Raw genomic sequence first — 26,305 nt, forward strand, 5'->3', positions numbered from 1 at the left:
CAAAAGCACCGTCAGGAACCGTGTCTCCTGACGGTGTTTTTTTGATGCAAGCCTTTGATTAAGCGCCGATTTTCCTGATACAAGTCTCTAAAAAAGCCGCCGGGCGGTACTTTTTGAGCGGCGGGATGGAACGCTGACCGATGCGGCGATCAAGGCACTAACGAGGCCTCCAGGAAATCTGGGGCGGTTCAGCTTATTTTTGCAGCCAACCTGTCCAGCCAAACCGGATCACCTCGGCTCAGACGCGCGTGAGGACATCCGCCAGCGTCAGCGCCATCAGGATCGTCAGCCAGAACAGCCCGGCTCCCGCCGCCAGCCGCACCAGTGGCTGCGACGCGCCCAGCCGCATGAAGACCGTCACGATCAGCGCCGCCTTGGCCGCCGCGATCCCCAGGCTGGCGGCGTTGCCCCACGCCCCCCAGGGCAGGAAGGACAGCCCGAAGGTGGCGCCCAGCAGCGCCAGCAGCAGGAGCCAAACCGTCAGAAGCCCCTTAAGTCTGCGATCCATTGTCGTGTCATCCCGGTACGAGGTAAAGGGCCGGGTAGAGGAACACCCAGACCAGATCGACGAAATGCCAATAGAGCCCGGCCGCCTCCACCGTACTCGGCTGGGGGCGGACCAGGGCCAACCCCGCCAGCAGAGCCACGCCGATGGTCAGATGCACGGCGTGCAGCGCCGTCGCGACGTAGTAGAGGTTGACGAACAGATCCGGCCCCGGCACCAGCCCCTTGGCGAAATCCGCGCGGTACTCCACCGCCTTCACCGCCAGGAAGGCCACCCCCAGCGCCGCCGCTCCCACCAGCGGAAGCCGGGCACGACCTGGCCCGGAACATGGTCCCGAACGCTCCACCGCCACGGCGACCAGCAGCGAACTGGTCAGCAAGATCGCCGTGTTGGCCGCCCCCAGCCCCTTGTCGAAGGGCGCGGCCCCGCTCCGCCCCAGCCGGGCGAGCGTGATGGCGAGAAGCAGCGCGCCGAACATCATGACCTCGGTGGACAGGAACAGCCACAGGCCCAGCTGGCCGGGCGATGCCGTCGTCCCCGGCCCGGCGCCGGTGCGGCCGGTCATGGCGGCGTGTCCTTGGTTTCGGCCGTCGCCTCGGGGGTGTAGGCCTCCCAGGTCACGGTCGGGATGCGATCAAAGTTGTGGGTGGGCGGCGGCGAGGGCACGCGCCATTCCAGCCCGGTGGCGCCCCATGGGTTGGGGCCGGCCCGTTGGCCCCAGCGCAGCGACCAGGGCAGATAGACCAGCGGCAGCAGATAGGCGAAGGCCAGCAGCCCGGCCCCGGCGGTGGACAGCAGGTGCCAGACCTGGAACTCCGCCGGATATTCGTGATAGCGGCGCGGCATGCCGAGCCAGCCCAGGATGTATTGCGGAAAGAAGGTCAGGTTGAAGCCGACGTAGAGGAGAAGGACGGACAGCTTCGCCAAGGCGTCGGGGTAGAGCCGCCCGGTGATCTTCGGCCACCAGAAATGCATGGCGCCGAGATAGGCGGTCACGGCGCCGCCGACCATGATATAGTGGAAATGCGCGACGACGAAGGTGGTGTCGTGGGCGTGGACGTCGAGGGCGAGGCTGGCCAGGATCAGCCCGGTCAACCCGCCGAACACGAACAGCCCGATGAAGCTCAGGCCGTAGAGCAGCGGCGCGGTGAACCGGATCTCGGCCCGGTAGAGCGTCGCCGCCCAGTTGTAGACCTTCACCGCCGAGGGAACCGCCACTAGGAAGCTGAGAAAGGAGAAGACGACGCTGGCGTACATCGACTGGCCGGACACGAACATGTGGTGCCCCCAGACGAGGAAGCCCAGCGCCGCGATGGCGAGCGAGGCGTAGGCGACGAAGCGGTAGCCGAACACCGCCCGCCCGGCGAAGGTGGAGATCAGCTCCGTCACCACCCCCATGGCCGGCAGCACCATGATGTAGACGGCGGGGTGGCTGTAGAACCAGAACAGGTGCTGGAACAGCAGCGGGTCGCCGCCCAGACGGGGGTCGAAAATTCCGACGCCGAAGCCGCGCTCGGCGACGATCAGGATCAGCGCCATCGCCAGCACCGGCGTCGCCAGCACCAGCAGGATCGAGGTGGCGTAATGCGACCAGACGAAGATCGGCAGGCGGAACCACGTCATCCCCGGCGCCCGCATCGTGTGGATGGTGACGATGAAATTCAATCCGGTCAGGATCGACGAGAAGCCGGCGGTGAACACCCCCGCCGCCGCCAGCAGGACATGCCCGTTGGCGAACTGCGTGCTGAGCGGAGTGTAGAAGGTCCAGCCGGTGTCCACCCCGCCCTTGACCAGCGTGACGATGGTGAACAGCCCCGCCAGCACATAGATGTACCAGGACAGCAGGTTGAGCCGGGGAAAGGCGAGGTCCCGCGCGCCGATCATCAGCGGGATCAGGAAATTGCCGAAGACGTTGGGGATCGACGGGATCAGGAAGAACCACACCATGACGATGCCGTGCATGGTGAAGGCGCGGTTGTAGGTCTCGGCGCTCAGCAGGTCCGGCCGCGGCGTCGCCAGTTCCAGCCGCACCAGCACGGCGCCGACGGCGCCCAGCGCGAAGAAGCCGGTGATGGCGATCAGGTAGAGGATGGCGACGCGCTTGTGGTCGGTGGTGGTCAGCCAGGACCGCAGCGTGTGCCCGGCGGCGGTGTAGGGGCGCGGGTCGAAGGCGGCGCGCGCGGCGCCCGTGCCGGTGCCCGGATCGGTGCTGGTTGCGGTCATGGCGTCGTTCCGGACGGGGGTTTCAGCGAGGCGATGTAGGCGACGAGGCGCATCAGGTCGGCCTCCTCCAGCTTGCCGGCGAAGGACGGCATCACCGGCTCGTAGCCTGCGACGACCTGGGCGACCGGATCGAGGATGCTGTCGCGGAGGTAGCGCTCGTCGGCGATCACGGTGCCGCCGTCCGCCAGCGGCTGCGGCAGCCGGTAGATGCCGCCCAGATCGGGCGCCCGCACGGCGGAGCCGCCGCCCCCACCGGCGCCGCCCCCTCCGGAGCTGCCATGGCAGCCCGAACAGCCGAGGCGGCGGAACAGCGCCGCCCCCTCCTGCGCCAGGGTCGGCTCGACGGCGCTGGTGGACAGCCAATCCGCGTAGCCGGTCGGCGGCAGCACCACCAGCTCGCCGCCCATGGTGGCGTGGTCGGTGCCGCAGAACTGGGTGCAGCGCAGCGCGTAGGTCCCCGGCCGGTCGGCCTGGAACCACAGCTCGGTCGTCCGGCCGGGCAGCACGTCCTGCTTCAGCCGCAGCTCGGGCAGGAACAGGCTGTGGATGACGTCCTGCGAGGTCATCCGCAGCCGCACCGGCTGCCCGGCCGGGACGTGCAGCGTGTCGATCTCGCTCTGCCCACCGGGGTGCTGCGCCTTCCACATCCATTGCTTGCCGACGACCGTGATGTCGAGCGTGCCCGGCGGCGGGGTGGAGCGGACGAAGAACAACTCCGCCGCCCAGAACCAGAAGCCCAGGCTCAGCAGGAAGGGGATCGCCATCCAGGCGGCTTCGATGCCGGCCTCGCGCTTGACCGGCCCGCCGCGCTCGGCCGGCGAACCGCGCCGGTACTTGACGGCGAACCACAGGATCGCGACGAACACCGGAACCGCCAGGCACAGCAGCAGGGCGCTGAAGCTGACGACCAGCAGGTCGATCCGGTCGGCGTAGAAGGAGGCCGCGCGGGGCCACAGCGGAATGCTCATGCGCGCCGCCTCCTTTCCCGCAGGAGCGCGCCGCCGACCCCCGCCGCCAGCAGCAGCGCCGCCCCGCCGCCGGCCCAGCGCAAGGCGCCGACGACCAGCCCGTCGTAGCGTCCCCGGACCGGGTCGTAATGGGCGCAGAGCAGCAGCAGGCGGTCGGTCAGCGTGCCGACCCTGCCCTCCCCCGCCTCGACCAGGGCCAGACGGAGGTCGCGCGGCTCGAACCCGGCGCCGCCGATCCAGCGCGACACCCGGCCGTCCGGCGTCAGCACGAACAGGCCGGCGGGGTGGACGAACTGCCCCAGCGTCTCCTCCCAGCGGTAGGGAAACCCCACCGCCTGCGCCACGGCGGCCGGATCGCCGCCGGTCAGCGTGTGGACCGCCGCCGGGTCGAGGCCGCGCGTGGCGGCGGCCGCGCGGACGGGAGCGGTGTCGGCGTCCCGCTCCGCCGGATCGAGGCCGACGACCGCCACGCGGTACGCCGCGCCGCCGCGCAAGCCGGTGTCGGCCAGCGCCGCGAAGGCGCCGTCGAGCGTCACGCCGCACAGGTTGGGGCAGCGGTAGGCGGCCAGCGCCAGCACGACCGGCGGCCCGCCGAGCAGCGCCGACAGTTGGAGCGGGGCGCCGCCCTCCTGGAACCACGCCCCGGCCGGCACCCGCGCGTCCTGCGGCACTTCGACCGCGAAGTCGGCGGGGATGGGCGGGGCGGCATCCACCGATCCGGCCAGGGCGAGCAGAATGGGCAGGGCAAGACAAGGAGCCGCCCTCATGGCCAGCCGTCCCGTGCCAGCAGGTCCATGGCGTCCTCGATGGGGATGCGGGCGAGGCCGGCCTTGCGGTCGACCCAGGCCAGCCGATGCAGCTCCGCGTCCTCCGCCGCGCGCAGGCGGGCGAGGTCGGCGGCCTCGTCGGTTTGCAGGCGGGGCTCCGGCGCCTCCAGCGTCTGCCGGGCCAGGGGGGAAGAGGCGGGACGGACGTCCCAGCGGTCCAACAGGCGGAGCGTCCCCCAGGACAGCAGCAGCACCGCCGCCACCACGCCCAGCAGAAGCGCGCCGATCCGCGCGATCCGTCCGGCGGGGACCTCCGCCGTCTCCGGCGCGGTATCGTCAGGCGCGGTATCAGGCGCGGCCATGACGCACCACCCTCCCCGGCACCGGGCCGCCCAGAACCATCCAGCCCAGCCCGAACGTGAACACGAACGCCAGCGGAAGCGCCGCCTTCCACATCTCCTGGAACGCCGGCAGCACCAGCCACGCGGTGTCGAGGGCGTGACCGGCCAGGATCAGTCCGGCCAGCGCGACCAGGGGCCGGCGCGCCGAGCGGACCGGCGGAAACAGCAGCGCCAGGAAGGGCAGCGCCGCCTGCGCCGCCACCGCACCAACGAGAAGCCAGAGCCACGGCCCCTCGCCGCGCAGGAGGTACCAGCCCGCGAGCGCCGGCCGATTCCCCGACCACGCCACCAGATACTGCATGAAGGCGAGGTAGGCCCACACCATCGCCAGGGCCAGCAGCAACGCCCCCAGCGCTCCCCGCGACCGCTCCGGAGCGTCCGGCGACGCCCGCAAGGCGGGAGGCAGCGCCGCCGCGCAGGCCGCCAGCAGGCCGCCACTCAGCAGCAGCAGACCGTAGGCGGCGGAGACGAATCCCGGCTCCAGCGACATCATCCAGTCGATGGCGGCCACCGTGGCGGAGAGGGCGAGCAGGATCAGCGCGAAGGCCACGGCGCCCCGGTTCCGGGGCCGCCCCACCGTGGCGAAACGCCCCAGCCCGGCCCACGCTCCCCACACCAGCACCGCCCGAGCCACGAACCAACCGGGCGCCAGCCAGCCGGACGGGCCGCCGCCCCGGACCCAGGGATAGAGCAGGGCCATGCCCGCCAGCACCGGCAGGAAGCCGAGCGCCAACCAGGGAAGAAGCCGCGTCAGCCGGGACAGGGCGTCGCGGAAGGCGGCGTTCCACCCGGTGGCGAACAGGCCGTCGATCAGCAGCAGGGCCAGCGCGCCGACCGCCGGCCAGACCCAGACCATCAGCGCCGCCAGCCACGCCGCCAGCGCCGCGCGCGGAGCCAGCAGGGCGCCGGCCAAGGCCGCCACCAGCAGCAGGGCCGGGCCGGTCCACCGCGCGGCGGTCATGGCACCGCCTCCAGCCGGGCGCGCGGGGCGTCGGGCAGCCGGGCCACGGCGACGCTCCGGCTGGTCTGCAAGGCGCGGATGTAGGCCAGGATGGCCCAGCGGTCGGCGGCGGCCACCCGGTCGCCGTAGCCGTACATGGCGCCGTAGCCGTCGGCGATGACGTCGAGGAAATGCCGGTCCGGCGCCGCGCGCAGCCGCTCGTCGAAGTAGCTGGGCGGGCTGGGGAAGCCGCGCTGGACGATCATCCCCCGGCCGGCCCCATCGGTGCCGTGGCAGGGAGAGCAGTAGATGTCGAAGCGCTCGCGCCCGCGCGCCAGCAGGGCCGCGCTCATCGGCGGCCGCGTGGCGAGGACGGCGCGTTCCGGCGCCTCGTCGCGGGCGACGCTGTGCTCGGGCGGCGGCTGCATGGCGCGCTCGTCCGGGAAGCCGGGGGCCGCGTCGTAGGGGCGGTGGTTGGGCTGCTCGACCATGCGCTGGTCGCAGGCGCCGAGCAGCAGCGCCAGGAGAAGGAACGGAGCCCTCATGCCGCCGGCACCTCGCTCACCCGCGCGGCCCCGCAGCCGGCCAGGAAGGCGGCGCAGCCCTCCGGATCGAACAGCGGGTCGGCCGCCTCGATGCACAAGAAGAAGCAGTCCACCTGGGCCAGGGCGAAGCGCGGCACCTCGAACACCGGGTGGTGCAGGCGCGGCAGCCCGTTCAGCGCCAGCATGCCGAGGGCGGCGGACAGGCAGGCGCCGAGTACCGACAGCTCGAAGGCGGGCAGCGCGAAGGCCGGCCACGCCGCCAGCGCCCGCCCGCCGATGTCGAGCCGGTAGCTTTCCACGTTGGCGTACCACTCCATGAACAGCCCGCCCCCGCCGCCGAGGGCGCCGCCCGCCAGCGCCAGCCACGCGACCGGGGCCGTGCGGGCACCGACCGCCTCCCCCAGCCCGTCGATGGGCATCGGGCTGTAGGCGTCGAAGCGGCGGTAGCCGGCGGCGCGCGCCCGGCGCGCGGCGGCCAGCAGGGCGTCGGCGTCGTCGAACTCCGCCATCAGGCCGTACAGGGTGTCGGTCATGCCGGCGGCGCTCCCCGGTCGGCGGCTCCGGCGTCGGCGGTCCGGTCGGCGGCGGTCCGGTCCTCGCGCAGCACCTCCTTGACCTCGGCGATGGGGATCGCCGGGAAGAAGCGGACGAACAGGCAGAAGGCGAACAGGAAGAAGCCGATCAGCCCGGCGAACAGCGTCCATTCCCAGACGCTGGGGGTGTATTCGCCCCAGGCGCTCGGCAGGTCGCTCTTGGACAGCGTGCCGGTCACCAGCATGAAGCGCTCGAACCACATGCCGACGACCACCGACGCCGCGACCGTCGCCAGCAGCGGCATCGACGCCCGCGCGCGCGGCCACCACAGCAGTTGCAGCGGCAGGAAGTTCAGCAACACCGCCGCCCAATAGCTGACCCGGTAATCGCCGGACAGCCGGTCGAGCAAGGTCCCGACCTCGAAGGGATCGCCGCCGTACCACGCCGAGAAGGCGTCCATCAGATAGCCGTAGCCGGTCATCAGCCCGGTGGCGAGCAGCCATTGCCCCAGCAGATCCATGTGGCGCGCCGTCACCAGATCGCCGAAGCCGAAGGCGGCGCGCAGGACGATGGCCAGCAGGATGACCACGGCGAAGCCGGAGAACACCGCGCCCAGCACGAAATAGGGCGGGAAGATCGTGTTGTTCCAGCCCGCCACCGGCCCGCCGGCGAACAGCATCGCCACGCCCGAATGCACCGACACCACCAGCGGCACGGCGATGGCCGCCAGCAGGACATAGGCCCGGCGCCAGCGCGCCCAATGCACCGCCGACCCGCGCCAGCCCAGCGCCAGCAGCCCGTAGAAGACCCGCCGGCCGGGTCCCCGGGTGGTGTCGCGCAGCGCCGCCATGTCGGGGATCATGCCGACGTACCAGAACACCAGCGACACCGTCAGATAGGTGGAGAAGGCGAACATGTCCCATTCCAGCGGGCTGCGGAACTGGGGCCAAAGATGCATCACGTTGGGATAGGGAAAGACCCAGTAGAAGTAGAAGGGACGCCCCAGATGCAGCAGCGGGTACAGGGCGGCGCAGCTCGCGGCGAACAGGGTCATCGCCTCGGCGAAGCGGTTCAGCGAGTTGCGCCAGGGCTGCCCGGTCACCAGCAGCACCGCCGAGATGAAGGTCCCGGCGTGGCCGATGCCGATCCACCAGACCGTGTTGACGATGGCGAGGCCCCAGTTGACCGGGATGTTGATACCCCAGATGCCGACCCCCTGATAAAACAGCCAGAACACCGACACCGCCAGCAGCGCCACCCCCGCCCCGCCGACCGCCAGCAGGGCGAGCCACGCGCGCGGCATTGGCGGGCGGCGGATCGGGGCCGTGATCTCCGCCGTCACCGAGCGGTCGGTCAGGCCGGGCGGCAAGGTGCGGTGCGGGGTCGAGGGCGTGTCGGCGCTCATCGCCTCAGCCCTCCCCGGCGCCGGGCCGGCGCTTGGCGAGGTAGGTGGTGCGCGGGCGGGTGCCGACCTCCTCCAGCAGGGCGTAGGCGCGGGGATCGCGGCGGGCCTGCGCGACGGCGCTGGCCGGGTCGTTCTTGTCGCCGAAGGCGATGGCCTGGGTCGGGCAGGCGGCCTGACAGGCCGTGGTCACGGCGAGAGCGGCCGGATCCCGCCCGTCGCGCTTGGCGTCCTGGCGGGCGCGGGCGATGCGCTGGATGCAGTAGTTGCACTTCTCCATCACGCCACGGGCGCGCACCGTGACCTCCGGGTTGTACTGCGCGGCGGTCAGCGGATCGCGCGGCTTGGCGTATTCGAAGAAATTGAAGCGCCGCACCTTGTAGGGGCAGTAGCTGGAGCAGGTCCGCGTGCCGATGCAGCGGTTGTAGACCTGTTCGTTGATGCCGTCGGGGCTGTGGACGGTGGCGTTGACCGGGCAGCCGATTTCGCAGGGCGCCTTCTCGCACTGCATGCAGGGGACCGGCAGGGCATGGATGGCCGGGTCCTCCGCCGGCCCCTCGTAGTAGGAATCGACGCGCAGCCAGTGCATGACCCGGCCCATCTCGGCCTGTTCGCGCCCGACCGGCGGCGTGTTGTTCTCGGCCTGGCAGGCGGTGACGCAGGCGTTGCAGCCGATGCACAAATCGGTGTCGATGGCCATCGCCCAGGCGTTGGCGGGGGCGATGCCGGGGGACGGCCTGTCGGGGTGCAGGCTCGGCGGGGCCTCGTCGATGGGCGGGAGCGCGGGGCGGTCCGGCGTGACGAAGCGGATCGGCTCCGCCTCGCCCATCCCGTGGTGGCGCTGGGTGGTGACGATGGCGGAGCGCCCGCCGGTGCGGGTCAGCGTGGCCCCGGTCCGCGTCCAGAGGGAGGGGGCTTTGCGCAACGGCCCCACATCCACCCCAACCCCGTCGCCGACCCGCCCGGCGCGGCGGCGCCCGTGACCGAGCGTCAGCGCGACGCTGTCCGCCGCCTGTCCGGGCTGCACCAGGACCGGCAGGCGCAGGCGGCGTTCGCCCACGGCCAGTTCCACCTCGTCGCCGTCGGCCAGCCCCTGGGCGCGGGCCAGCGCCGGGGCGATGGCGGCGTGGTTGCCCCAGACGGTCTTGGCGACGGGGGTGGGAAGTTCCTGGAGCCACGCGCAGTTCGCCGCCGCCCCGGCGCGCAGGTTGGGGTCGGGCCGGATCGTCACCTCCAGGGCGGAGGTCTCCGCCACCGGCGGCGGCAAGGCGGTGTCGAGTGGCGTCGACGCGACCTCCGCCTCGGCGGTGCCGGCGATGAAGCCACGGTCCAGCGCCTCCCGCCACGCCGCGTCGTCCAGCCCGTCCCAGGTCGCGCGGACGAGGGCGAAGGGGTCGGCGAAGGGGTCGGCGGACGGCTCGCCGGTCAGCAGGGCCAGCACCGCGTGGACGGACTTTCCGCCAAAGAGCGGACGGATGGCCGGCTGGACGACACTGGCGGTGCCGTCGACGGCGCGGCCGTCGCTCCAGCTTTCCAACGGGTGGGCGAGCGGGGCGTGCCAATGGCAGAGCGTCGCCGTCTCGTCGGCGTGCGAGCCCGCGTGCAGGCGGAACGGCACCCGCTCCAGCGCGGCGGCGAAGGTCCCGGCCTCGGGCGCGTCGTAGGCCGGGTTGGTGTCGAGCAGGATCAGGCCGCCGACCACGCCGCGCTCCATGTCCGCGACCAGATCGGCCAAGGACTCGCCCCGTGCCAGGATCGGGGCGGTGTGAATGATGGCGCCGGTCCCCAGCGCGTGGTTGATGCGGTGGGCCAAGGCCTGCGTCGCGACCGGCAGGAACGGCCCGGCCGTGACCAGCCCGCGCGGTCCGGCGGTGCGCAAGCCTTCGGCGGCGGCGTGCACCCACTCCCGTTCGGCCTCGCCCAGCACCGCGTCGCCCTCCACCCCCGCCACGCCCAGCGCGCGGCCCAGCGCCCAGGCCAGCAGCGGGACGCGCGCGGAGGCGACCGCCAGCCGCCGGTCCGCCTGGGCGCCCGTCATGGTCGGCGCGCTTTCCGCGATGAGCAGGCGTTGCCTCCCCTCGCCGCCCCGGCGCCGGGCCGCCCAGCCACCGGCGTCGCGAAGCTGCGCCGGGCCGGGTCCGAGCCAATCGTCCTCCAGGCTGACCACCAGACCGGCCCGCTCCACCCGGCGGTGGACCGTGAGCGGACGGCCGAAGGCCAGCACCGATGCGGCCTCGACCCCGTCGCTCCCCAGCGGGTCGTGGCTGTGCCAGCGCAAGCCCGGAAACTTTGCGCGCAGCCCCGCGATCTGACGCCGGAGGGTGGGCGAGGACAGCGGGCCGGTCAGCAGCCGCACCCCGCGCCCGCCATCGGCGGCCCAGGAGGCGCAGCGTTCCTCCACCGCGCGGACCAGCGCATCCCAGCCGGCCGGGCGGTCGCGGTAGCGCGGCGTCGGGGAGCGGTCGGGGTCGTAGAGTTGCAGCACCGCCGCCTGGGTGATCGGGTCGAGCGCCGCCGGGTTGGCCATGCCCCGCCACAGCGGGTGGTCGGGGTTGCCGTCCAGGCGGGTCGGCCGCCCCTCCTGCGTCTGCGCCAGCACCGGCTGGACGTGGCCCTCGAAGGGGATGGCGGTGGCGTAGAATCGCGGGCGTCCCGGCACGGCGCCATCGGGCTGGACGACGTAGGGCACCGCCTCCTCCGGGCCGCAGCCGCCCAGCCCGGCGAGCAGCACCGACGCCGCCATCGCCCGCAGCACCCCGCGCCGTCCGGTCTCCGGCAGGGCGAAGCCGGGAAACTCCGCCGCCAGATAGCGCTGGAAGGGCGCGCTGTCGGCGGCCTCCTCCAGCACGCGCCAGAAGCGCCGTCCGTCGGCTTGGCCGAGACGCTCGGACAGGGCGGCGAGGTCGGGCGGCAGGGAGGGGGAACGGGACGTCATCGGTGGCACAGCCCGCAGTCGTCGAGGCGTTCGGGGTGGATTCCCAGCGTCCGCATGCGCGCCTCCCCGCGCGCCCGCTGATCGGGCGGCGGCGTCCAGTCCATGGCGAACACGTCGGAACGGTCGCGCAGCGCCGGGGCCGGGTCGCGGTGGCAGTCCAGGCACCAGCCCATGGTCAGGCTGTGCGCCTTCTCGACCAGCGGCATGCGGTCCACCGCCCCGTGGCAGGTCGAGCAGCCGACACCGCGCGCGACATGGACCGAATGGTTGAAATAGACGAAGTCCGGCAGGTCGTTGACCCGCCGCCAGCGCAGCGCCCTGCCCTCGGCCAGGCTGCGCCGCACCGGCTCCAGCATGGCGGCGCCGGTCCAGATCTGGGAATGGCAGGTCATGCAGGTGTGGGTGGGCGGAAAGCCGGCGCTGGCCGCCGTCTCGACGCTCGTGTGGCAATAACGGCAATCCAGGCCGAGGCCGCCGACATGGTGCCGGTGGCTGAACGGCACCGGCTGGGCGACGGACGGCATGCCCAGCCCGGTGACCCAATCGGAGTTCATGAGCTCCCCGGCCCCCAGGAACAGCCCGAGAATCCCCAGCGCCATCAGGACCAGGAACAGCCTCAGCCGAAGATCGGCGGCGGGTGAGAACAGTTGGGCCATGCCGGCTGGTTCCCGGTCTCTCGTGGCGGCCGCGCCGACCGCCCCTCCCAAACGCCGCGGGGCGGGGGAAGGTTCCACGGCCAAGCCCCCGCTTTTTCGGTACGGGCGCCTATTTGAGTTTCACCCTCCTCAGGATCAGCGCCAGCGGCACCGCCGAGGCCGAGATCAGCATCAGCGCGAAGAACACGTCGATGTAGGCCCAATAGGCGGTCTGCGCCTGGATCTGCTGCCCGACATAGCCGATGGCCCGCCCCTGCGCCGCCACGGCGCCGCCGCCGGCCCCGGCGAAGTGGGTGGTGGCCTGCTCCATCAGGCGCTGAAAGCCGGGGTTGGAGGGAACGACGTGCTCGACCAGCCGGCTCTGATGGAACTGCTCGCGATAGGCCAGGACGTTCTGCGCGACCGACACGCCGATGGAGCCGCCGACGTTGCGCGCCACGTTGATGAGGGCGGAGGCCTGGTCGGTCTTCTCGCGCGGAATGCCGTCGTAGGACGCGGTGGTGATGGGAATGAAGATCAGCGGCAGCCCGAAACCGATGTAGATGCGCGACCACGCGAAGAACCAGAAGGTGGAGTCGCCGTACAGGTTGGTCAGGTCGTACATGGCCATCGCCACGATGGCCGCCCCGGCGGCGATCAGGTATTTCGGCTGGACGAGGCTCGACAGCCGGCCGACCACCAGCATCATGCCCATCGTCACCACGCCCCCCGGCGACAGTGCCAGCCCGGCCCAGGTGGCGGTGTAGCCGTAATAGCGCTGGAGCAGTTCGGGAAGGAACTGGGTTGTCGCGATCAGGATGGCGCCGGTCGCCATCATCACCACGAAGCAGGAGCCGAACTGCCGCGTCGCCACCATGCGGAGGTCGAGGATCGGGTTCTCGCGCGTCAGTTCCCACGGGATCATCAGGCAGAAGGCCAACACGCAGAGCGCCGCGAACAGGATGATGAAGCCCGAGCCGAACCAGTCCTCGGTCTGGCCGCGATCCAGCACCACCTCCAGCGAGCCGAGGAAGGTCGCCACCAGCAGGAACCCCACCAGATCCAGCCGGACGCCCCGGCGCTTCAGCGCCGCGCGCTCCTCGACCGCCGATTTCGGCTCCTGCACCAGCAGGGCGACCAGCGCGAAGGCGAGCACCCCGACCGGGCCGTTGATCAGGAAGCACCAGTGCCAGGACACGTTGTCGGACAGCCAGCCGCCCAGCGTCGGACCGACCACCGGCGCCACCACCACCGCGATGCCGAAGATGGCGAAAGCCTGCCCGCGCTTCTGGGGCGGAAAGGAATCGGCCAGGATCGACTGGGAGACCGGCACCATCCCGCCGCCGGCGAAGCCCTGGAGCACCCGGAAGAACAGCAGCGATTGCAGGTTCCAGGCGAAACCGCACATCAGCGAGCTGACGGTGAACAGCCCCAGGCAGGCGAGGTAGAAGCGCTTGCGCCCATAGCGCTTGGCGATGAAGCTGCTGGCGGTCAGCACGATGGCGTTGGCGACGAGGTAGGAGGTCACCACCCAGGACGCCTCGTCGGCGCTGACCGCCAGGGTGCCGGAGATGTAGCGCAGGGCGACGTTGGCGATGGTGGTGTCCAGCACCTCCATGAAGGTGGCGATCGACACCACGATGGCGATCAGCCACGGGTTGCGCCCCCCGGCGGCGCTCTGGGCCGGGTCGAACCCGCCCCGTGCCCCGCCCCCTGCCCCGGCCGCTTCCGCCGCCGCGCTCATCGCACGGTCACCTTGGGCACGACCGACATGCCGGGGCCGATGGCCAGCCCGTCGGGCCAGCGGTCCACCGTGATCTTGACCGGGATGCGCTGGACCACCTTGATGTAGTTGCCGGTGGCGTTCTCGGCGGGCAGTAGGGAGAAGGCGGTGCCGGAGCCGGGCTGGACGCTGTCGATCCGGCCGGTGATCGTCTCGGCCGGATAGGCGTCGATGCGGATCGCCACCGGCTGGCCCGGCCGCATGTCGGTGATCTGGGTCTCCTTGAAGTTGGCGGTGACCCAGACGTCGTCGGGCACGAACATGGCGAGGCTCTGCCCGGCCTGGGCGTATTGGCCGACCGCCCCGGAAAGCTGCACGATCCGGCCCGGCTGGGCGGCGGTCACCGTGGCGTAGGACAGGTTCAACTGCGCCTGCGCCAGCTGCGCCTGGGCGCGGACGCGGTCGGCGACGGCGCTGGCGCGCTGGGCGTCGAGCGCGCCGACCTGCCGCTGCGCCGCGATGACGGCGGCGTTGGCGCGGGCGAGGCCGGCCTCCTGCTGTTGCAGGTTGGAGGTCGATTGCTGGGATTGCTGGACGGTGCCGGACCCGCGCTGCTGAAGGTCGCGGTAGCGCGCCGCGTCCTCCTTGGCGAAGGTGACGGCGGCTTCGGCCTGTGACACCTCGGCCTTGGCCTCGTCGATCTGGGCGCGCTGGGCGGCGGTCTGGGCGTCGATGCCGTTGATCGCGGCCTGCGCCGCTTCGATCTGCGCCTGGGCCTGCTCCACCGCGTTCTGGTAATCGCGCGGGTCGATGCGGAACAGCACGGCGCCGGCCTCGACGTGGCGGTTGTCGCCGACCGCCACCTCCGTCACGTAGCCCGCCACCTTCGGCGCGACCGAGAATTGGCGGGAATCGATGAAGGCGTCGTCGGTCGTCTCGTAGGGGTGGATGCTGCGCAGCCAGTAGACGTAGCCGGCCACCGCCAGCAGCGCGACCGCCACGAGGCCGGCGACGATGGCCAGAGGATGCCGCCGGAGGAAGCCGGGCTTCCTGGGCTCGGGCTCCTTGCGGCTGGCCTGCCCGCCGCCGTCCTGAACCTCGCTGTGACGGATCTCCTGGTTGTGAGGGGCGGCAGCGCTGTCGTTGCGCTGCTGGTCGTCGGGCATGGTGTGACGCTCCTGGGCGATGTTTCCGGACCGTCGCCACGGGGGCGGCGCTGTTTTCGGGCGGCAAGAACCACCGCCCCCAGCGCGAAACACCGCATCTCCCCCTTGCGTTGCACCATGCGGTTCAAAAGACTGGAAAGCCGGCGGCCGGCCTGGAGGGCCGTGGCCGGCGCAACGGGGCGCAGGATCAGTCGGTTCAAGCCCGGCCAGCACCGCCGGGGGTCTCTGCCGGCGCCTCCTGGACCATGTCGGCCACAGCCTTATCGGGCATGCGTCGGCGGAGGATGGCGGCTTTCCACTTCCAGCATCGCTTGAACACACGGGCGGGGGCGGAACGAACGAGCCCGTCGGTGTCTGGCCGGGCTTCTGGCTTGGCTGAAGTGGAAGAACGGCTGGCATCCAGCCGAAGCGGACGGCGACGCCAGTCCCGACCAGCGATTCTCAACACCGACATCCACTTTGAGCATTTTCAGACCACCGCTTGACGATCCGGGCACACGGAACACACATATGCCCAGATCGAACGCGCCAAAGCCGCGCGGGCACCGTTGGTGCAGGCCCGAGGCCGGGCTTGTCGGCGCTCGGACAATCTGGCGGCACTCGGCCTTGGAACCTGGGGAAGCGAACGCATGTCGGCCTTGGGGCGCTGGGCGATGGTGGGCGGCCTCCTGACTCTGTTGGTTGGGATGGGCGGTTACCTCCTGACCGAAACCGACACGCCGCCGACCGACGCTGAGGTCCGCTCCAACCTCCTCGCCACGATCCGCGCGGCGGCTCCCCGTGAGCGGCTGGAGCGTGAGATCGCCTCGGCCCTCGACCGCGACGCGCCGGAGGAGGCGGAGGAGTACCTGGAGGTCGCCGACCTGATCGGCGTTCCGGTCGATCCGGCCCTGCGCCGGCGCTGGACGGAGGAGACCTCCGGCTGGAACGCGACGATGCGCGCGGCAAAGCGGGCCGCGCTCGGCTTCGCGACCGGCGAGGGGGAGGACCCGGTCGGGGTCGCCGCCGCCCTGGCGTCCGACCTGACGGTCGTCGGCGACGTGCGGGATCTGGCCGGCGAGGCGTCGAAGATGGCGAAGGGCGAAGCCATCGACGAGTTGACCGTGGGCCTGTCCATCGCCGGAGTCGCCCTGACCGCCGGAACCGTGGCGACGATGGGAAGCGCCCTGCCCGCCAAGGCCGGCCTTTCGCTGACGAAATTGGCGCGGCGGACCGGAAAGCTGACCGCGAAGTTCCAGGCGGAAATGGGCGGAATCGTGCTGCGCGCCGTGGACATCCCCGCCTTCCGGCGCGCGGTGGCCGGCATCCCCTGGTACCGCATGGACGAGCTGGCGGCGGCGGCGGGCCGTCACGCCGCCCGGGTGGACGGCGCGGCGATCCGGCGGACGATGGCGTCGCTGGGCGAGATCGGCGCGGCCACCTCGCCGGCCCGGACGCTGTCCATCCTGCGGCACGTCGACGGCGTGACCGACCTGCGCAACGCCGAACGCGCCGCGAAGCTGCTGGGAAAGCCGGTGAGCGGAGCCTTGCGCCTCACCGGCCGGGCTCTGCTCGGCGTGGCGGCGGGCGCGGTGACTTTGTCGATGGCGGCGGTCGGCGCCATCGTCGCGGCGGTCGCCGGAACGCTCTCGTTCCTGATCGGGGCCTTGATGGCCCTGTCCATCCTCCGGCGCACGGCGCGGGCCGTCCGCTGGCTGTTCCGCAACAGCGTCGGACGGTTGTTCCGCTCCCACCCGACACCGGCTAGGTGAGGCGCCGACCTACATGCCGGCCCCGGCGGCCAGGGTCATGCAGGCGTTGCTCCCCTTCAGGCTGCCGCAGCCGTTGGCGCCCTGCGACACGAAGCGGATGACCACCCGCTGGCCGCTCGCGGCGGGCGGCGGCGACAGCAGCGCCTCGGCGACCTGCGTCTCCACCGAACGGGGCTTCGCCGGGGCCGTGCGCGCCGTGGCGACCGGCTTGGCGGGTTCGGAACGCGGGGCCGGCGCGGCGCTGGCGAGAACCACCGGGGCGGGAGCGGGAGCCGACTTCGGGTCCATGCGCCTGGGCTCGACGACGACCGCCGTCGTGACGGGGACGATAGCAGGGACCGGAGCCGGCGGCGCGACGGCCACCACCGGGGGCGCCACGGGGACCGCCGCCGGAGCGGCGGGCGGCGGTTCCACCGCCAAGGCGACCACGACCTCGCCGGACGACTTCGCCGACCTCGGCGCGTCGGCGGGCACCACCGCAACTTCGATGGCGGACGCGCCGACCGACTGCGACGGTTCGCGCGGGGCCGAGCCGCGCAACACCGGGGTCAGCGCCGCGATGTATTGACGAGTCTCGCGCGGCAGTTTCTGCTTGCCGGCCAGATGTCCGGCGTAGCAGGCCGGGCCGCAATTGTAGGCGGCCAGGAAGCCCGGCGCGCCGAACAAATCGTACATCTCGCGCAGATAGGCGGTGCCGGCCATGATGTTGTCGCGCGGGTCGGCCGGGTTCGGTCCCAGCCCGTATTGCCAGCGCATCAGCTCGTAGGTGCCGGGCATCACCTGCATCAGCCCGATGGCCCCGGCGGAGCTGGTCAGCGGCTTGCCGCTCGCCACCGTCGCGCGTCCGTTGCTCTCCCGCATCATGACCGCGCGGATCCACTTCTCCGGCATGTCGTAGCGTTCCGACGCCTCGCGGATTAGGGGAACCCAGCGGCCGAGCGGATCCTTGGGATCGGGGACGTAGGAGGCCTCCGCCACGGGGGCGCTGGCCACTTGCGGCGCCTCGCCAGCACAGCCGGCCAGCCCGAGGGCAAGGCACAGCAAGGCACCGGCGGCGGGGATCGTCGCGAGATGTCGTTTGACCACGTCGGGATTTCCGTGCTGTTGGCGCGGGGATCGAAAGTGTTGCTTCGCTTTTTCGATGTAGAGCCCGGCCCTGTCAAGCGACAACACGGCCGTTGCTTAGGACGGCATCAAAAGCCAGCTTTACTCGGGCTTGGCAATATGGATTTTCGGCAAATCCCCAGCGATTTTTTCTTATCCGGTAAGTCCAGCTTGATGAGAACCTTGACGGAACATCGATCCCCCTCCTACTTGAGGGGATCATAGCAGGACCTTGGCTCTTCATGACCGCGCCCACCCTGACCGACACCCCCGCCCCCACCCGCCGTTTCCGCTGGCTGTGGCTGCTCCTGCTGGTGGCGGCGCTGGCCGGCGCGGGCGCCGTCTGGCGCGCCCGCAGCGCCGGCGAGGCCACGGCGGTGCAAGCCCCCCCGCCCCCGGCCGAACGGCCGGTCGAGTTGTCGGCGGTGGAGGTCACGCGCATGCTGCCCCGCCGGCTGGCGGAGACGGTGCGGCTCAGCGGATCGGTCGCGCCGATGGAGCAGTCGGCGATCAAGGCCGAGGTCGCCGCCAAGCTGGTCGAGGTCGCGGTGCGCGAGGGGCAGCCCGTCGCTAAGGGCCAGCTTCTCGCCCGCTTCGACACCGCCGACCTGACCGCCCGGCTGAACGAGAAACTCAGCAATCTGGAGGGCGCGCGGGCGCAGCTGGTGCTGGCCGAGAAGACCCGCTCCAACAGCGTCACCCTGCACCAGAAGAACATCGTCTCCGACACCAACCTCGATCAGGCGCAGAGCAGTTTCCAGTTCCAGCAGGCCCAGGTCGCGGCGCTGGCCGCCCAGGTCGAGCTGGCACGCAAGGCACTGCGCGACGCGGTGGTGCTCAGCCCCATCGACGGGATGGTGGCGGCGCGCTCGGTCAATCCGGGGGAGAATCTGGCGGTCAACGCCGCGCTGTTCACCGTCGTCGACCTCTCCCGCGTCGAGGTGGAGGCCACGGTCCCCGCCGACGAGGTCGCCCGGCTGCGCACCGGCCAGACCGTGCGGCTGCGGGTGGAAGGCTTCGGCGAGCGCGACTTCGCCGGCCGTATCGACCGCATCAACCCGGTGGCACGGGCCGGCTCGCGGGCCATCCCGGTCTATGTCGGGCTGGACAACGCCGACGGTTCCTTGCGCGGCGGCATGTTCGCCAGCGGCGAGGCGCTGGTGGCCGAGGCGGACGGCGCCTTCGCCCTGCCCCCGGTCGCCGTCCGCCACGACGCCCAAGGCGACCACGCTCTGGTGATCGCCAACGGCAAGACCGAGCGCCGCCCCGTCACAAAGCGGGCCGTGTGGTCGCGCGGCGATCTGGTCCAGGTCGACGGCTTGGCCGAGGGTGACCGCGTCGTCACCGGCAACCTGCCGGGCCTGACCGCCGGCCGGCCCGCTACCGTGGTCGGCGCCGACTCCGGGGGGACCTGACCCCATGCCGATCACCCGCATCAGCGTCGACAACCCGGTCTTCGCCACCATGATGATGGTGGCGCTGATGGTGCTGGGCCTGTTCTCCTACAACCGGCTGGGCGTGGACCAGTTTCCCGACGTGGATTTCCCCATCGTCGTCGTCTCCACCCAATACCCCGGCGCCAGCCCCGAGACGGTGGAGACCGACGTCACCCGCCCGGTCGAGGACGCGGTCAACACCATCGCCGGCATCAAGACGCTGACCTCGCGCTCCTACGAGAGCCAATCGGTCGTCATCGCCGAGTTCGACCTGAAGACCGCCTCCGCCCAGGCCCTGCAGGACGTGCGCGAGAAGGTCTCGGCGATCCGCGCCGGCTTCCGGGACGAGGTGAAGGACCCGCAGATCACCCGCTTCAACCCGGACGACCAGCCGATCCTGTCGCTGGCGGTCAAGTCGGCGATCCGCCCCCTGCGCGACCTGACGACGCTGACCGACCAGATCGTGCTGAAGCGCCTCCAGAACGTGCGCGGCGTCGGCAAGGCGACCATCGCCGGCGGGGTGAAGCGCCAGATCCAGATCCGCCTGAAACCGGAAAAGCTGGAGGCGCTCAGCGTCGGCGTGGACGAGGTGATCCGCGCCGTCACCAACGAGAACCAGGACCGCCCGGCCGGCACCGTCTCCGGCCGCGGGGCCGAGCGCGTCGTCCAGGTGGACGGGCGGGTGGTCGAGCCGCGCCAACTGCTCGACCTGATTGTCGCCCGGCGCGGCGCCGCCCCGGTCCGCCTGGGGCAGGTCGCCGAGGTGATCGACGGCCAGGAGGAGCGCGACTCCCTGGCGCTGTTCAACGGCGAGCCGGCGCTGGCGGTGGACGTCGTCAAGGTCCAGGGCGCCAACACGGTGGAGGTGGCGCGCGGCCTCTACCGCGCCATCGAGGAACTGAAGCAGTCCGGCGCCCTGCCCTCCGACGTGGTGATGGAGGTGGTGCGCGACAGCTCGCGCGGGATCACCAACTCGCTGACCAACGTCCAGCGCACGCTGGTGGAGGGCGGCGCGCTGACCGTGCTGATCGTCATGCTGTTCCTGGGATCCTGGCGCAGCACGGTCATCACGGCGTTGACGCTGCCGGTGGCGGTGCTCGGCACCTTCGGGGTGCTGGCGGCGCTGGGCTACACGCTGAACGTGATGACGATGATGGCGCTGTCGCTCGCCATCGGCATCCTGATCGACGACGCCATCGTGGTGCGCGAGAACATCATGCGCCATCTGGGCAAGGGTCAGGGCCACCGGCAGGCGGCGCTCGACGGCACGTCGGAGATCGGGCTGGCGGTGCTGGCGACGACGCTGACCATCGTCGCGGTCTTCCTGCCCGTCGCCTTCATGGGCGGCATCATCGGCCGCTTCTTCCTGCAATTCGGCGTCACCGTCTCGGCCGCCGTGCTGATCTCTCTGTTCGTGTCCTTCACGCTGGACCCGATGCTGTCGAGCGTCTGGTACGACCCGGCGGCGCATGGCCGGCACGGGCGCGGGGTCTTCGGCCGCTTCGCCCGTGGTTTCGAGCGCGGTTTCGACCGCGTCGCGCGCGGCTATGGCCGCGTGCTGGGCTGGGCGCTGCGGCGACGCTGGTTGGTGCTGCTGGTGGCGCTGGTCATCTTCCTCGGCAGCTTCCTGCTGGTCCCGCGCATCGGCGTCGAATTCGTCCCCGCCGCCGACCTCGGCGAGCAGATCGTCGAGATGGAGTCGCCGGTCGGCTCCTCGCTCGACTACACGGCGGCGAAGATCCGGCAGGTCGAGGCGGCGATCCGCGAGTTTCCCGAGGTCGCCTACACCTACGCCACGGTCAACACCGGCGTGTCGGTCGGGCGCAACCGGGGCAGCGTCTACATCCGCTACGCGCCCATCGAGACGCGCAAGCGTTCGCCCAACGACCTCGCCCCGCTGCTGCGCGAGCGGCTGTCGGCGATCCCCGGCGTCACCGTCGGCATCGCCATTCCCGGCGTCGGCGGCGTGCAGAAGCAGATCCAGGTGTCGGTTCAGGGCCGCGACATCGCCGAACTCGACCGCATCGCCCGCCGGGTCGCCGAGGCCATGCAGGGCATTCCCGGCTTCGTCGACGTGGACAGCAGCCTGAAGGCCGCCAAACCGACCCTGTCGGTGCGGCTGAACCGCGATCTGGCGAGCGACCTCGGGATCGGCACCGCCCAAGTCGCCGACACCCTGCGCCCGCTCTTCGCCGGCGACACGGTGTCGAGCTGGAAGGCGCCGGACGGCGAGAGCTACGACGTGCTGGTCCGCCTGCGCGAGGGCGACCGGTTGGGCCGCGCCGACCTCGACCGCATTTATCTGGCCGGCGGGCTCGACGCCAACGGCACGCCGCGCATGGTGCCGCTATCACAGGTCAGCGCGGTCAGCACCACGCTCGGCGCCTCGCAGATCAACCGCCGCGACCTCCAACGCGAGGTGAACGTCGCCGCCAACGTCCAGGGCCGGGCGGCGGGCGACGCCGGCAAGGACTTGCAGTCGGCCATCGCCAAGATGGAGCTTCCGCCCGGTTACCGCATCGTCTTCGGCGGCTCGACCAAGGACATCGCCGAGACCAGCGGCTACGCGGCGCAGGCGCTCGCGCTGGCGGTGATCCTGATCTACCTGATCCTCGCCTCGCAGTTCGGCAGTTTCCTGCAACCGCTGGCGATCATGGTGTCGCTGCCGCTGTCGCTGGTCGGCGTGTTCCTGGGGCTGCTGGTGGCGGGATCGACGCTGAACATCTTCAGCGCCATCGGCTTCATCATGCTGATGGGTCTGGTGACCAAGAACGCCATCCTGCTGGTGGATTTCGCCAACCAAGCCCGCGCCAAGGGGGCGGACCTGCACGCCGCCGTGATCGAGGCCGGCACCGTCCGCCTGCGCCCCATCGTGATGACCACCATGGCGATGATCTTCGGCATGATCCCGCTGGCGCTCGGCCTCGGCGAGGGGGCGCAGCAGCGGGCGCCGATGGCGCACGCCGTGATCGGCGGGCTGATCTCCTCGACGATCCTGACGCTGCTGGTGGTGCCGGTGATCCTGACCTATCTCGACGGGCTGTCGCGCCGCTTCAAGCGCCGCTTCGCCCACAAGGATCCGGACGCGGAGGGGTTGCCGGCGGAGTGATTTCCCTGCAAGGACGCCGACATTGCCCTCTCCCGTCCCGGGAGAGGGAAACGATCACCCGAGGTAGCGCGTCTCCAGGTGACGCTTGAACACCGAGGCGTCGAGCGGCCGCCCCGTCGCCGCCGTCAGCAGTTCGTCGCCCGACGCGTGGAAACAGCCCGTCCCGTGGACGTTCTGCCGCAGCCACGCCACCAGCGGCGCGAACGCGCCGCGCGACAGGGCGGGCACGATCTCCGGATCGGCCTTTCGCGCGGCGTCGAACAGCTGCGCCGCCGTCATGGCGCCCAGCGTGTAGCTGGGGAAATAGCCCCAACCGCCGCCCGGCCAGTGGATGTCTTGGAGACAGCCCTGGCGGTCGTCGGGCGGCACCACGCCGACCAACTCGGCCATGCCGTCGTTCCAGGCGCCCGGCAGGTCGGCCAGGGCGAGATCGCCCGCCACCATCGCCTTCTCCAGCCGGTAGCGCAGGATGACGTGCGCCGGGTAGGTCACCTCGTCGGCGTTCACCCGGATCAGGCCGCGCTCGACCCGGCTGTAGAGACGGCGCAGGTTGGCGGCCTCCCAGGCCGGTCCCTCGCCGCCGAACGCCTCGCGCGCCACCGGCGCCAGCCACGTCAGGAATTCGGCGGAGCGGCTGGCCTGCATCTCCATGATCAGCGACTGGCTCTCGTGCACCGCCATGCCGCGCGCTTGCCCGACCGGCTGGCCCAGCCACGCGCGCGGGCGGCCCTGCTCGTAGAGCGCGTGGCCGGTCTCGTGCAGCACGCCCATCAGGGCGTTGGCGAAGTTGTCCTCCTCGTAGCGCGTGGTGATGCGCACGTCGTCGGTGGCGCCGCCGCAGAAGGGATGCAGAGACACGTCCAGCCGACCACGGCTGAAATCGAAGCCCATCCGCTCCATCATCCGCACGCCGAGCGCCTTCTGGGCCTCGACCGGGAACGGCCCTTGCGGCCGGACCGGCGCCGGCTCCCCGGCCTGCTTGTCGAGGACACGGCCGATCAGGCCGGGCAGGAACTCCGCCAGATCGGCGAAGACCACGTCGATCCGCTCGGCCCGCGCGCCGGGGTCGTGCTCGTCCAGCAGCGCGTCGTAGGGCGACAGGTCCAGCGCCGCGCCCTTGGCCTCGGCGCCTTCGCGGACGCGCGCCAGCACCTCGGTCAGCGAGGGCAGCAGCGCGGCGAAGTCGTTGTTCGCCCGCGCGCTGCGCCACACCATCTCGCAGACGGAAACGGCCTTGCTGGTCGCCTCGACCAGATCGGCGGGCACGGCGGTGGCGTGGACGTAGTCGCGGCGCATCTCGCGCAGGTTGGCGCGCTGCCACGCGTCGAGGCTGGCGTCGTTTTCGGCCTCGGCGAGCAGGTCGCCGACGCGGGGGTCGGTCGCCAACTCGTGCGCCAGGACCGAAAGGGTCGCCGTCTGCTCGGCGCGGGCGTCGTTGGAGCCCTCCGGCATGATCGTCTGCGTGTCCCAGCCGAGGATGCCCAGCGCGTCGCCGATGGCGGCGATGCGGGCGGTGCGGCGTTCGAGGTCCCGGTAAGCGGTCATGCGGTCGGCCCGTTCCTTCCTGTGTCGGCGCTTCTGCGCTGCGACAGCACGTAGATCGCCGCCAGCGTCGCCGCAAGCCCGTACCACGTCAACGCGTATTGCAGATGGTTGTTGGGCAGTTCGACGCGCGGTTCGATCCCGGCGGGCAGTCCGCCGGGGGATTGGCCCGGCAGCGCCTCGACCAGGAAAGAGGCGACCGCGTCCAGCTTGAGTGTCGCGGCCATGGCCGGCGGATCGGCGCGCAGCCAAGTCTCGGCGCCGGGGCGGTTGTCGGGCTGGAACATCCCCGCCATCTGCGGAAGGCGGACGATTCCCCGCAGGGTGATGTCGCCGTCGATGCGGGTGCCCGCTCGGCTGGCCGGATCGCGCCGGTCCATCGGCACGAAGCCGCGGTTGACCAACACCACGCCACCGCCGTCGGCGCGCGCAAAGGGGGTCATGACCTCGTAGCCCGCCTGTCCTTGGCGGGGACGGGCGATCAGCAGCAGTTCCTGGTCGTTCAGGAAACGCCCGGTCAGCGTGACGGGGCGAAACTCCCAGGCGGCGGGGTCGTCCAACACCGCCGGGAGAGGAACGGGGGCGGCGGTCACACGCTGCTCCACCCGTTCCATCAACTCGGCCTTCCAGCCCATGCGCTGGATCTGCCACGTCCCCAGCCCCAGCATGATGGCGACGGCGGGAACGGTCATCAGCGTCGCGGTCAGCGACGGTCGGAAACGGCGCGGGCCGGTCATACCCTACTCGAGTTCGTTGCGGCGGTATCGGTACTGCAAGGCGATAACATAAGCCTTGGCCGGACGCAGCATGCCGAGCGTGAGGCCGATCACCACGACGCTCCAGACGATGGCATGGAGCCACAGCGGCCAGTCCACGGTCATCGACACCCAGAGCGCCACCGGCACCACGAGGAACCCGAGGATGAAGATCAGGAAGACGGCGGGGCCGTCGCCGCTGTCGACCTTCGACAGATCGAGGCCGCAGGTGCCGCAGCGCTCCGCGACGTCGAGATAGCCCTTGAACAGCTTGCCCTGTCCGCAGCGCGGGCACGCGCACCGCATGCCCGCCGCGAAGGGAGAAACGTTCGGGTGGTAACCGCTCACCCGCGCGGCCCTCAGTGGGCCGCCACGATGCCGCCGTGACCGCCCCACCAGTAGACCGACACGAACAGGAACAGCCAGACGACGTCCACGAAGTGCCAGTACCAAGCCGCCGCTTCGAAGCCGAAATGGCTTTCCGGGGTGAAATGGCCCTTGTTCGTGCGGATCCAGCAGACCAGCAGGAAGATGGTGCCGACCAGCACGTGGAAACCGTGGAAGCCGGTCGCCATGAAGAAGGTGGACGGGAAGATGCCGTCGGTGAACTTGAACGGCGAATGGATGTATTCGTAGAGCTGGAAGAAGGTGAACAGCACGCCCAGCAGCACGGTCAGGCCGAGAGCCTTGGAGGTCTCCTTGGTGCGGCCCTCCAGCAGGGCGTGGTGCGCCCAGGTGACGGTGACGCCCGACAGCAGCAGCGTCAGCGTCATCATCAGCGGCATGTCGAAAGGCGAGATCACATGGATGCCCACCGGCGGCCAATGGGCGTCCGGGTTGGTCGGCGAGGCCTTCGGGAACAGCGAGGCGTCGAAGAAGGCCCAGAAGAAGGCCGCGAAGAACATCACCTCCGACGCGATGAACAGCGCCATGCCGTAGCGCAGGCCGATCTTCACCACCGGCGTGTGGGCCTTCTCGACCACCGCCTCGTGGATCACGGCGCGCCACCAGCCGAACATCACGCCCAGGATCGCCAGGATGCCCAGGATCATCAGCAGCTTGCCGCCGCCGTGCATGTACACGACCAGCCCGCTCGCCAGCAGGCCGCCGGCAAAGGCGCCGAGCAGGGGCCAGGGGCTGGGCTTCAGCAGGTGGTAGGGGTGCGGAATCCCGTCGCCCGGTGCCTGGGCGGATGGTTCGGCGTGCGGCATTTGCCCGTGGGTGATGTCGGCCATCGTCTCTCAACCCCAATGGTTCAGTTTGTGGCGGTCGCGCTGGGCGCCGCCTTTTGATTGCTTCCCTGCTGCGCCAGGACGGCGTCGCTGTCCTTGGCGCGGAAGAAGGTGTAGGACAGCGTGATGGTGGTCACGTCCTGCATGTTCGGGTCGTCGTTCATCGCCGGATCGACGAAGAAGGCGACCGGCATGTCCACCGCCTGCCCCGGTTGGAGAACCTGCTCGGTGAAGCAGAAGCACTCGATCTTGTTGAAATACTGCCCGACCTTGTCGGGGGTGACGTTGTACACCGCCGTGCCGACGGTGGGCTTGGCCGACTTGTTCTCCGCCCGGTAGGCGGCGAGCCCGGTCTCGCCCAGCTTCAGCACCATGTCCTTCTGCTCGGGCTTGAAGGCCCAGGGCAGCCCCATGTTGGTGTCGGCGTTGAAGCGGATCGTCACCTTGCGGTCGACGGTGTGCGACGCCGCCTCCTGCGCGCGCTGGGTCGTGCCGCCGAAGCCGGTGACCGAGCAGAACAGCGAGTAAAGCGGCACCGACGCGTAGGCCAGCCCGATCATCCCGAACACCAGCCCGAACAGCGACGACAGGATGACGAGGTTGCGGCGGCGGAGGTCCTGCTTCATGGCGTC

Annotated in this window: 23 protein-coding genes; 3 read left to right on the forward strand and 20 right to left on the reverse strand. The window is 71.0% G+C overall.

All coding sequences use genetic code 11. The annotated features are described in order from the left end of the window. Positions 1-238 precede the first annotated feature (238 nt). The 14 genes from EJ913_RS20780 to EJ913_RS20845 form a co-directional block, all read right to left on the reverse strand. The gene (locus EJ913_RS20780; protein ID WP_127001439.1) at positions 239-508 is read right to left on the reverse strand and encodes a cytochrome C oxidase subunit IV family protein; all 270 of its coding nucleotides are present in this window, start codon (positions 506-508) and stop codon (positions 239-241) included. Positions 509-515: 7 nt separating this feature from the next. Continuing rightward, positions 516-1,070: a cytochrome c oxidase subunit 3 gene (locus EJ913_RS20785; protein ID WP_127001441.1), complete on the reverse strand. Its 555-nt coding sequence runs from the start codon at positions 1,068-1,070 to the stop codon at positions 516-518. Then, positions 1,067-2,728 (reverse strand): cytochrome c oxidase subunit I, encoded by a 1,662-nt coding sequence (locus EJ913_RS20790; protein WP_127001443.1) that lies wholly within the window; start codon positions 2,726-2,728, stop codon positions 1,067-1,069. Before EJ913_RS20790 ends, EJ913_RS20785 begins: the two co-directional genes overlap by 4 nt. Further along, positions 2,725-3,696, reverse strand: coding sequence for a c-type cytochrome (locus EJ913_RS20795; RefSeq protein WP_127001445.1), 972 nt, complete (start codon positions 3,694-3,696; stop codon positions 2,725-2,727). The genes EJ913_RS20790 and EJ913_RS20795 overlap by 4 nt, the downstream gene beginning before the upstream one ends. Continuing rightward, positions 3,693-4,463, reverse strand: a complete 771-nt coding sequence (locus EJ913_RS20800; RefSeq protein WP_127001447.1) for a thioredoxin domain-containing protein — start codon at positions 4,461-4,463, stop codon at positions 3,693-3,695. Before EJ913_RS20800 ends, EJ913_RS20795 begins: the two co-directional genes overlap by 4 nt. Continuing rightward, positions 4,460-4,825 (reverse strand): hypothetical protein, encoded by a 366-nt coding sequence (locus EJ913_RS20805; protein WP_127001449.1) that lies wholly within the window; start codon positions 4,823-4,825, stop codon positions 4,460-4,462. Before EJ913_RS20805 ends, EJ913_RS20800 begins: the two co-directional genes overlap by 4 nt. Beyond that, the gene (locus tag EJ913_RS20810; RefSeq protein WP_127001451.1) at positions 4,812-5,825 is read right to left on the reverse strand and encodes a hypothetical protein; all 1,014 of its coding nucleotides are present in this window, start codon (positions 5,823-5,825) and stop codon (positions 4,812-4,814) included. Before EJ913_RS20810 ends, EJ913_RS20805 begins: the two co-directional genes overlap by 14 nt. Then, on the reverse strand, positions 5,822-6,349 hold the full coding sequence (locus EJ913_RS20815) for a c-type cytochrome (protein ID WP_127001453.1): 528 nt from the start codon (positions 6,347-6,349) through the stop codon (positions 5,822-5,824). Before EJ913_RS20815 ends, EJ913_RS20810 begins: the two co-directional genes overlap by 4 nt. Further along, positions 6,346-6,882 carry a DUF3341 domain-containing protein gene (locus tag EJ913_RS20820; protein WP_127001455.1) on the reverse strand — a complete coding sequence of 179 codons (537 nt, stop codon included), beginning with the start codon at positions 6,880-6,882 and terminating at the stop codon, positions 6,346-6,348. The genes EJ913_RS20815 and EJ913_RS20820 overlap by 4 nt, the downstream gene beginning before the upstream one ends. Then, positions 6,879-8,288: an NrfD/PsrC family molybdoenzyme membrane anchor subunit gene (gene nrfD / locus EJ913_RS20825; protein WP_127001457.1), complete on the reverse strand. Its 1,410-nt coding sequence runs from the start codon at positions 8,286-8,288 to the stop codon at positions 6,879-6,881. Before nrfD ends, EJ913_RS20820 begins: the two co-directional genes overlap by 4 nt. A gap of 4 nt (positions 8,289-8,292) precedes the next feature. Beyond that, the gene (locus tag EJ913_RS20830; protein WP_127001459.1) at positions 8,293-11,220 is read right to left on the reverse strand and encodes a TAT-variant-translocated molybdopterin oxidoreductase; all 2,928 of its coding nucleotides are present in this window, start codon (positions 11,218-11,220) and stop codon (positions 8,293-8,295) included. Beyond that, the gene (locus tag EJ913_RS20835; protein WP_127001461.1) at positions 11,217-11,876 is read right to left on the reverse strand and encodes a cytochrome c3 family protein; all 660 of its coding nucleotides are present in this window, start codon (positions 11,874-11,876) and stop codon (positions 11,217-11,219) included. The genes EJ913_RS20830 and EJ913_RS20835 overlap by 4 nt, the downstream gene beginning before the upstream one ends. 109 nt (positions 11,877-11,985) lie before the next feature. Beyond that, positions 11,986-13,599: a DHA2 family efflux MFS transporter permease subunit gene (locus tag EJ913_RS20840; RefSeq protein WP_127001463.1), complete on the reverse strand. Its 1,614-nt coding sequence runs from the start codon at positions 13,597-13,599 to the stop codon at positions 11,986-11,988. Next, complete coding sequence (locus EJ913_RS20845; protein ID WP_127001465.1) at positions 13,596-14,744, reverse strand: HlyD family secretion protein; 1,149 nt, start codon at positions 14,742-14,744, stop codon at positions 13,596-13,598. Before EJ913_RS20845 ends, EJ913_RS20840 begins: the two co-directional genes overlap by 4 nt. Positions 14,745-15,373: 629 nt before the next feature. Between EJ913_RS20845 and EJ913_RS20850 the strand changes: the two genes are divergently transcribed. Further along, a complete protein-coding gene (locus EJ913_RS20850) occupies positions 15,374-16,495 on the forward strand; it encodes a hypothetical protein (protein ID WP_127001467.1) in 1,122 nt (373 codons plus the stop codon). Between the two features lie 9 nt (positions 16,496-16,504). Here the strand turns inward: EJ913_RS20850 and EJ913_RS20855 are convergent, their stop codons facing one another. Further along, positions 16,505-17,581 (reverse strand): lytic transglycosylase domain-containing protein, encoded by a 1,077-nt coding sequence (locus EJ913_RS20855; RefSeq protein ID WP_238519773.1) that lies wholly within the window; start codon positions 17,579-17,581, stop codon positions 16,505-16,507. 260 nt (positions 17,582-17,841) lie between these two features. Here EJ913_RS20855 and EJ913_RS20860 point away from each other — a divergent pair, with 260 nt between their 5' ends. Further along, the gene (locus tag EJ913_RS20860; protein ID WP_127001469.1) at positions 17,842-19,014 is read left to right on the forward strand and encodes an efflux RND transporter periplasmic adaptor subunit; all 1,173 of its coding nucleotides are present in this window, start codon (positions 17,842-17,844) and stop codon (positions 19,012-19,014) included. A gap of 4 nt (positions 19,015-19,018) precedes the next feature. Next, complete coding sequence (locus EJ913_RS20865; protein ID WP_127001471.1) at positions 19,019-22,144, forward strand: efflux RND transporter permease subunit; 3,126 nt, start codon at positions 19,019-19,021, stop codon at positions 22,142-22,144. Positions 22,145-22,198: 54 nt separating this feature from the next. Here EJ913_RS20865 and EJ913_RS20870 read toward each other — a convergent pair whose 3' ends face one another. Genes EJ913_RS20870 through EJ913_RS20890 form a run of 5 tightly spaced genes read right to left on the reverse strand, consistent with a single transcriptional unit; the run spans position 22,199 to position 26,299 of the window. After that, positions 22,199-23,689, reverse strand: a complete 1,491-nt coding sequence (locus tag EJ913_RS20870) for a carboxypeptidase M32 (RefSeq protein ID WP_127001473.1) — start codon at positions 23,687-23,689, stop codon at positions 22,199-22,201. After that, positions 23,686-24,423: an SURF1 family protein gene (locus tag EJ913_RS20875; RefSeq protein WP_127001475.1), complete on the reverse strand. Its 738-nt coding sequence runs from the start codon at positions 24,421-24,423 to the stop codon at positions 23,686-23,688. Before EJ913_RS20875 ends, EJ913_RS20870 begins: the two co-directional genes overlap by 4 nt. A 3-nt stretch (positions 24,424-24,426) precedes the next feature. After that, on the reverse strand, positions 24,427-24,747 hold the full coding sequence (locus tag EJ913_RS20880; RefSeq protein WP_127001634.1) for a DUF983 domain-containing protein: 321 nt from the start codon (positions 24,745-24,747) through the stop codon (positions 24,427-24,429). 53 nt (positions 24,748-24,800) lie between these two features. After that, positions 24,801-25,676: a cytochrome c oxidase subunit 3 gene (locus EJ913_RS20885; protein ID WP_127001477.1), complete on the reverse strand. Its 876-nt coding sequence runs from the start codon at positions 25,674-25,676 to the stop codon at positions 24,801-24,803. 20 nt (positions 25,677-25,696) lie between these two features. Continuing rightward, the gene (locus EJ913_RS20890; protein WP_127001479.1) at positions 25,697-26,299 is read right to left on the reverse strand and encodes a cytochrome c oxidase assembly protein; all 603 of its coding nucleotides are present in this window, start codon (positions 26,297-26,299) and stop codon (positions 25,697-25,699) included. Positions 26,300-26,305 lie beyond the last annotated feature (6 nt).

It is taken from the genome of Azospirillum doebereinerae, assembly GCF_003989665.1.
Taxonomy (GTDB): Bacteria; Pseudomonadota; Alphaproteobacteria; order Azospirillales; family Azospirillaceae; genus Azospirillum; species Azospirillum doebereinerae.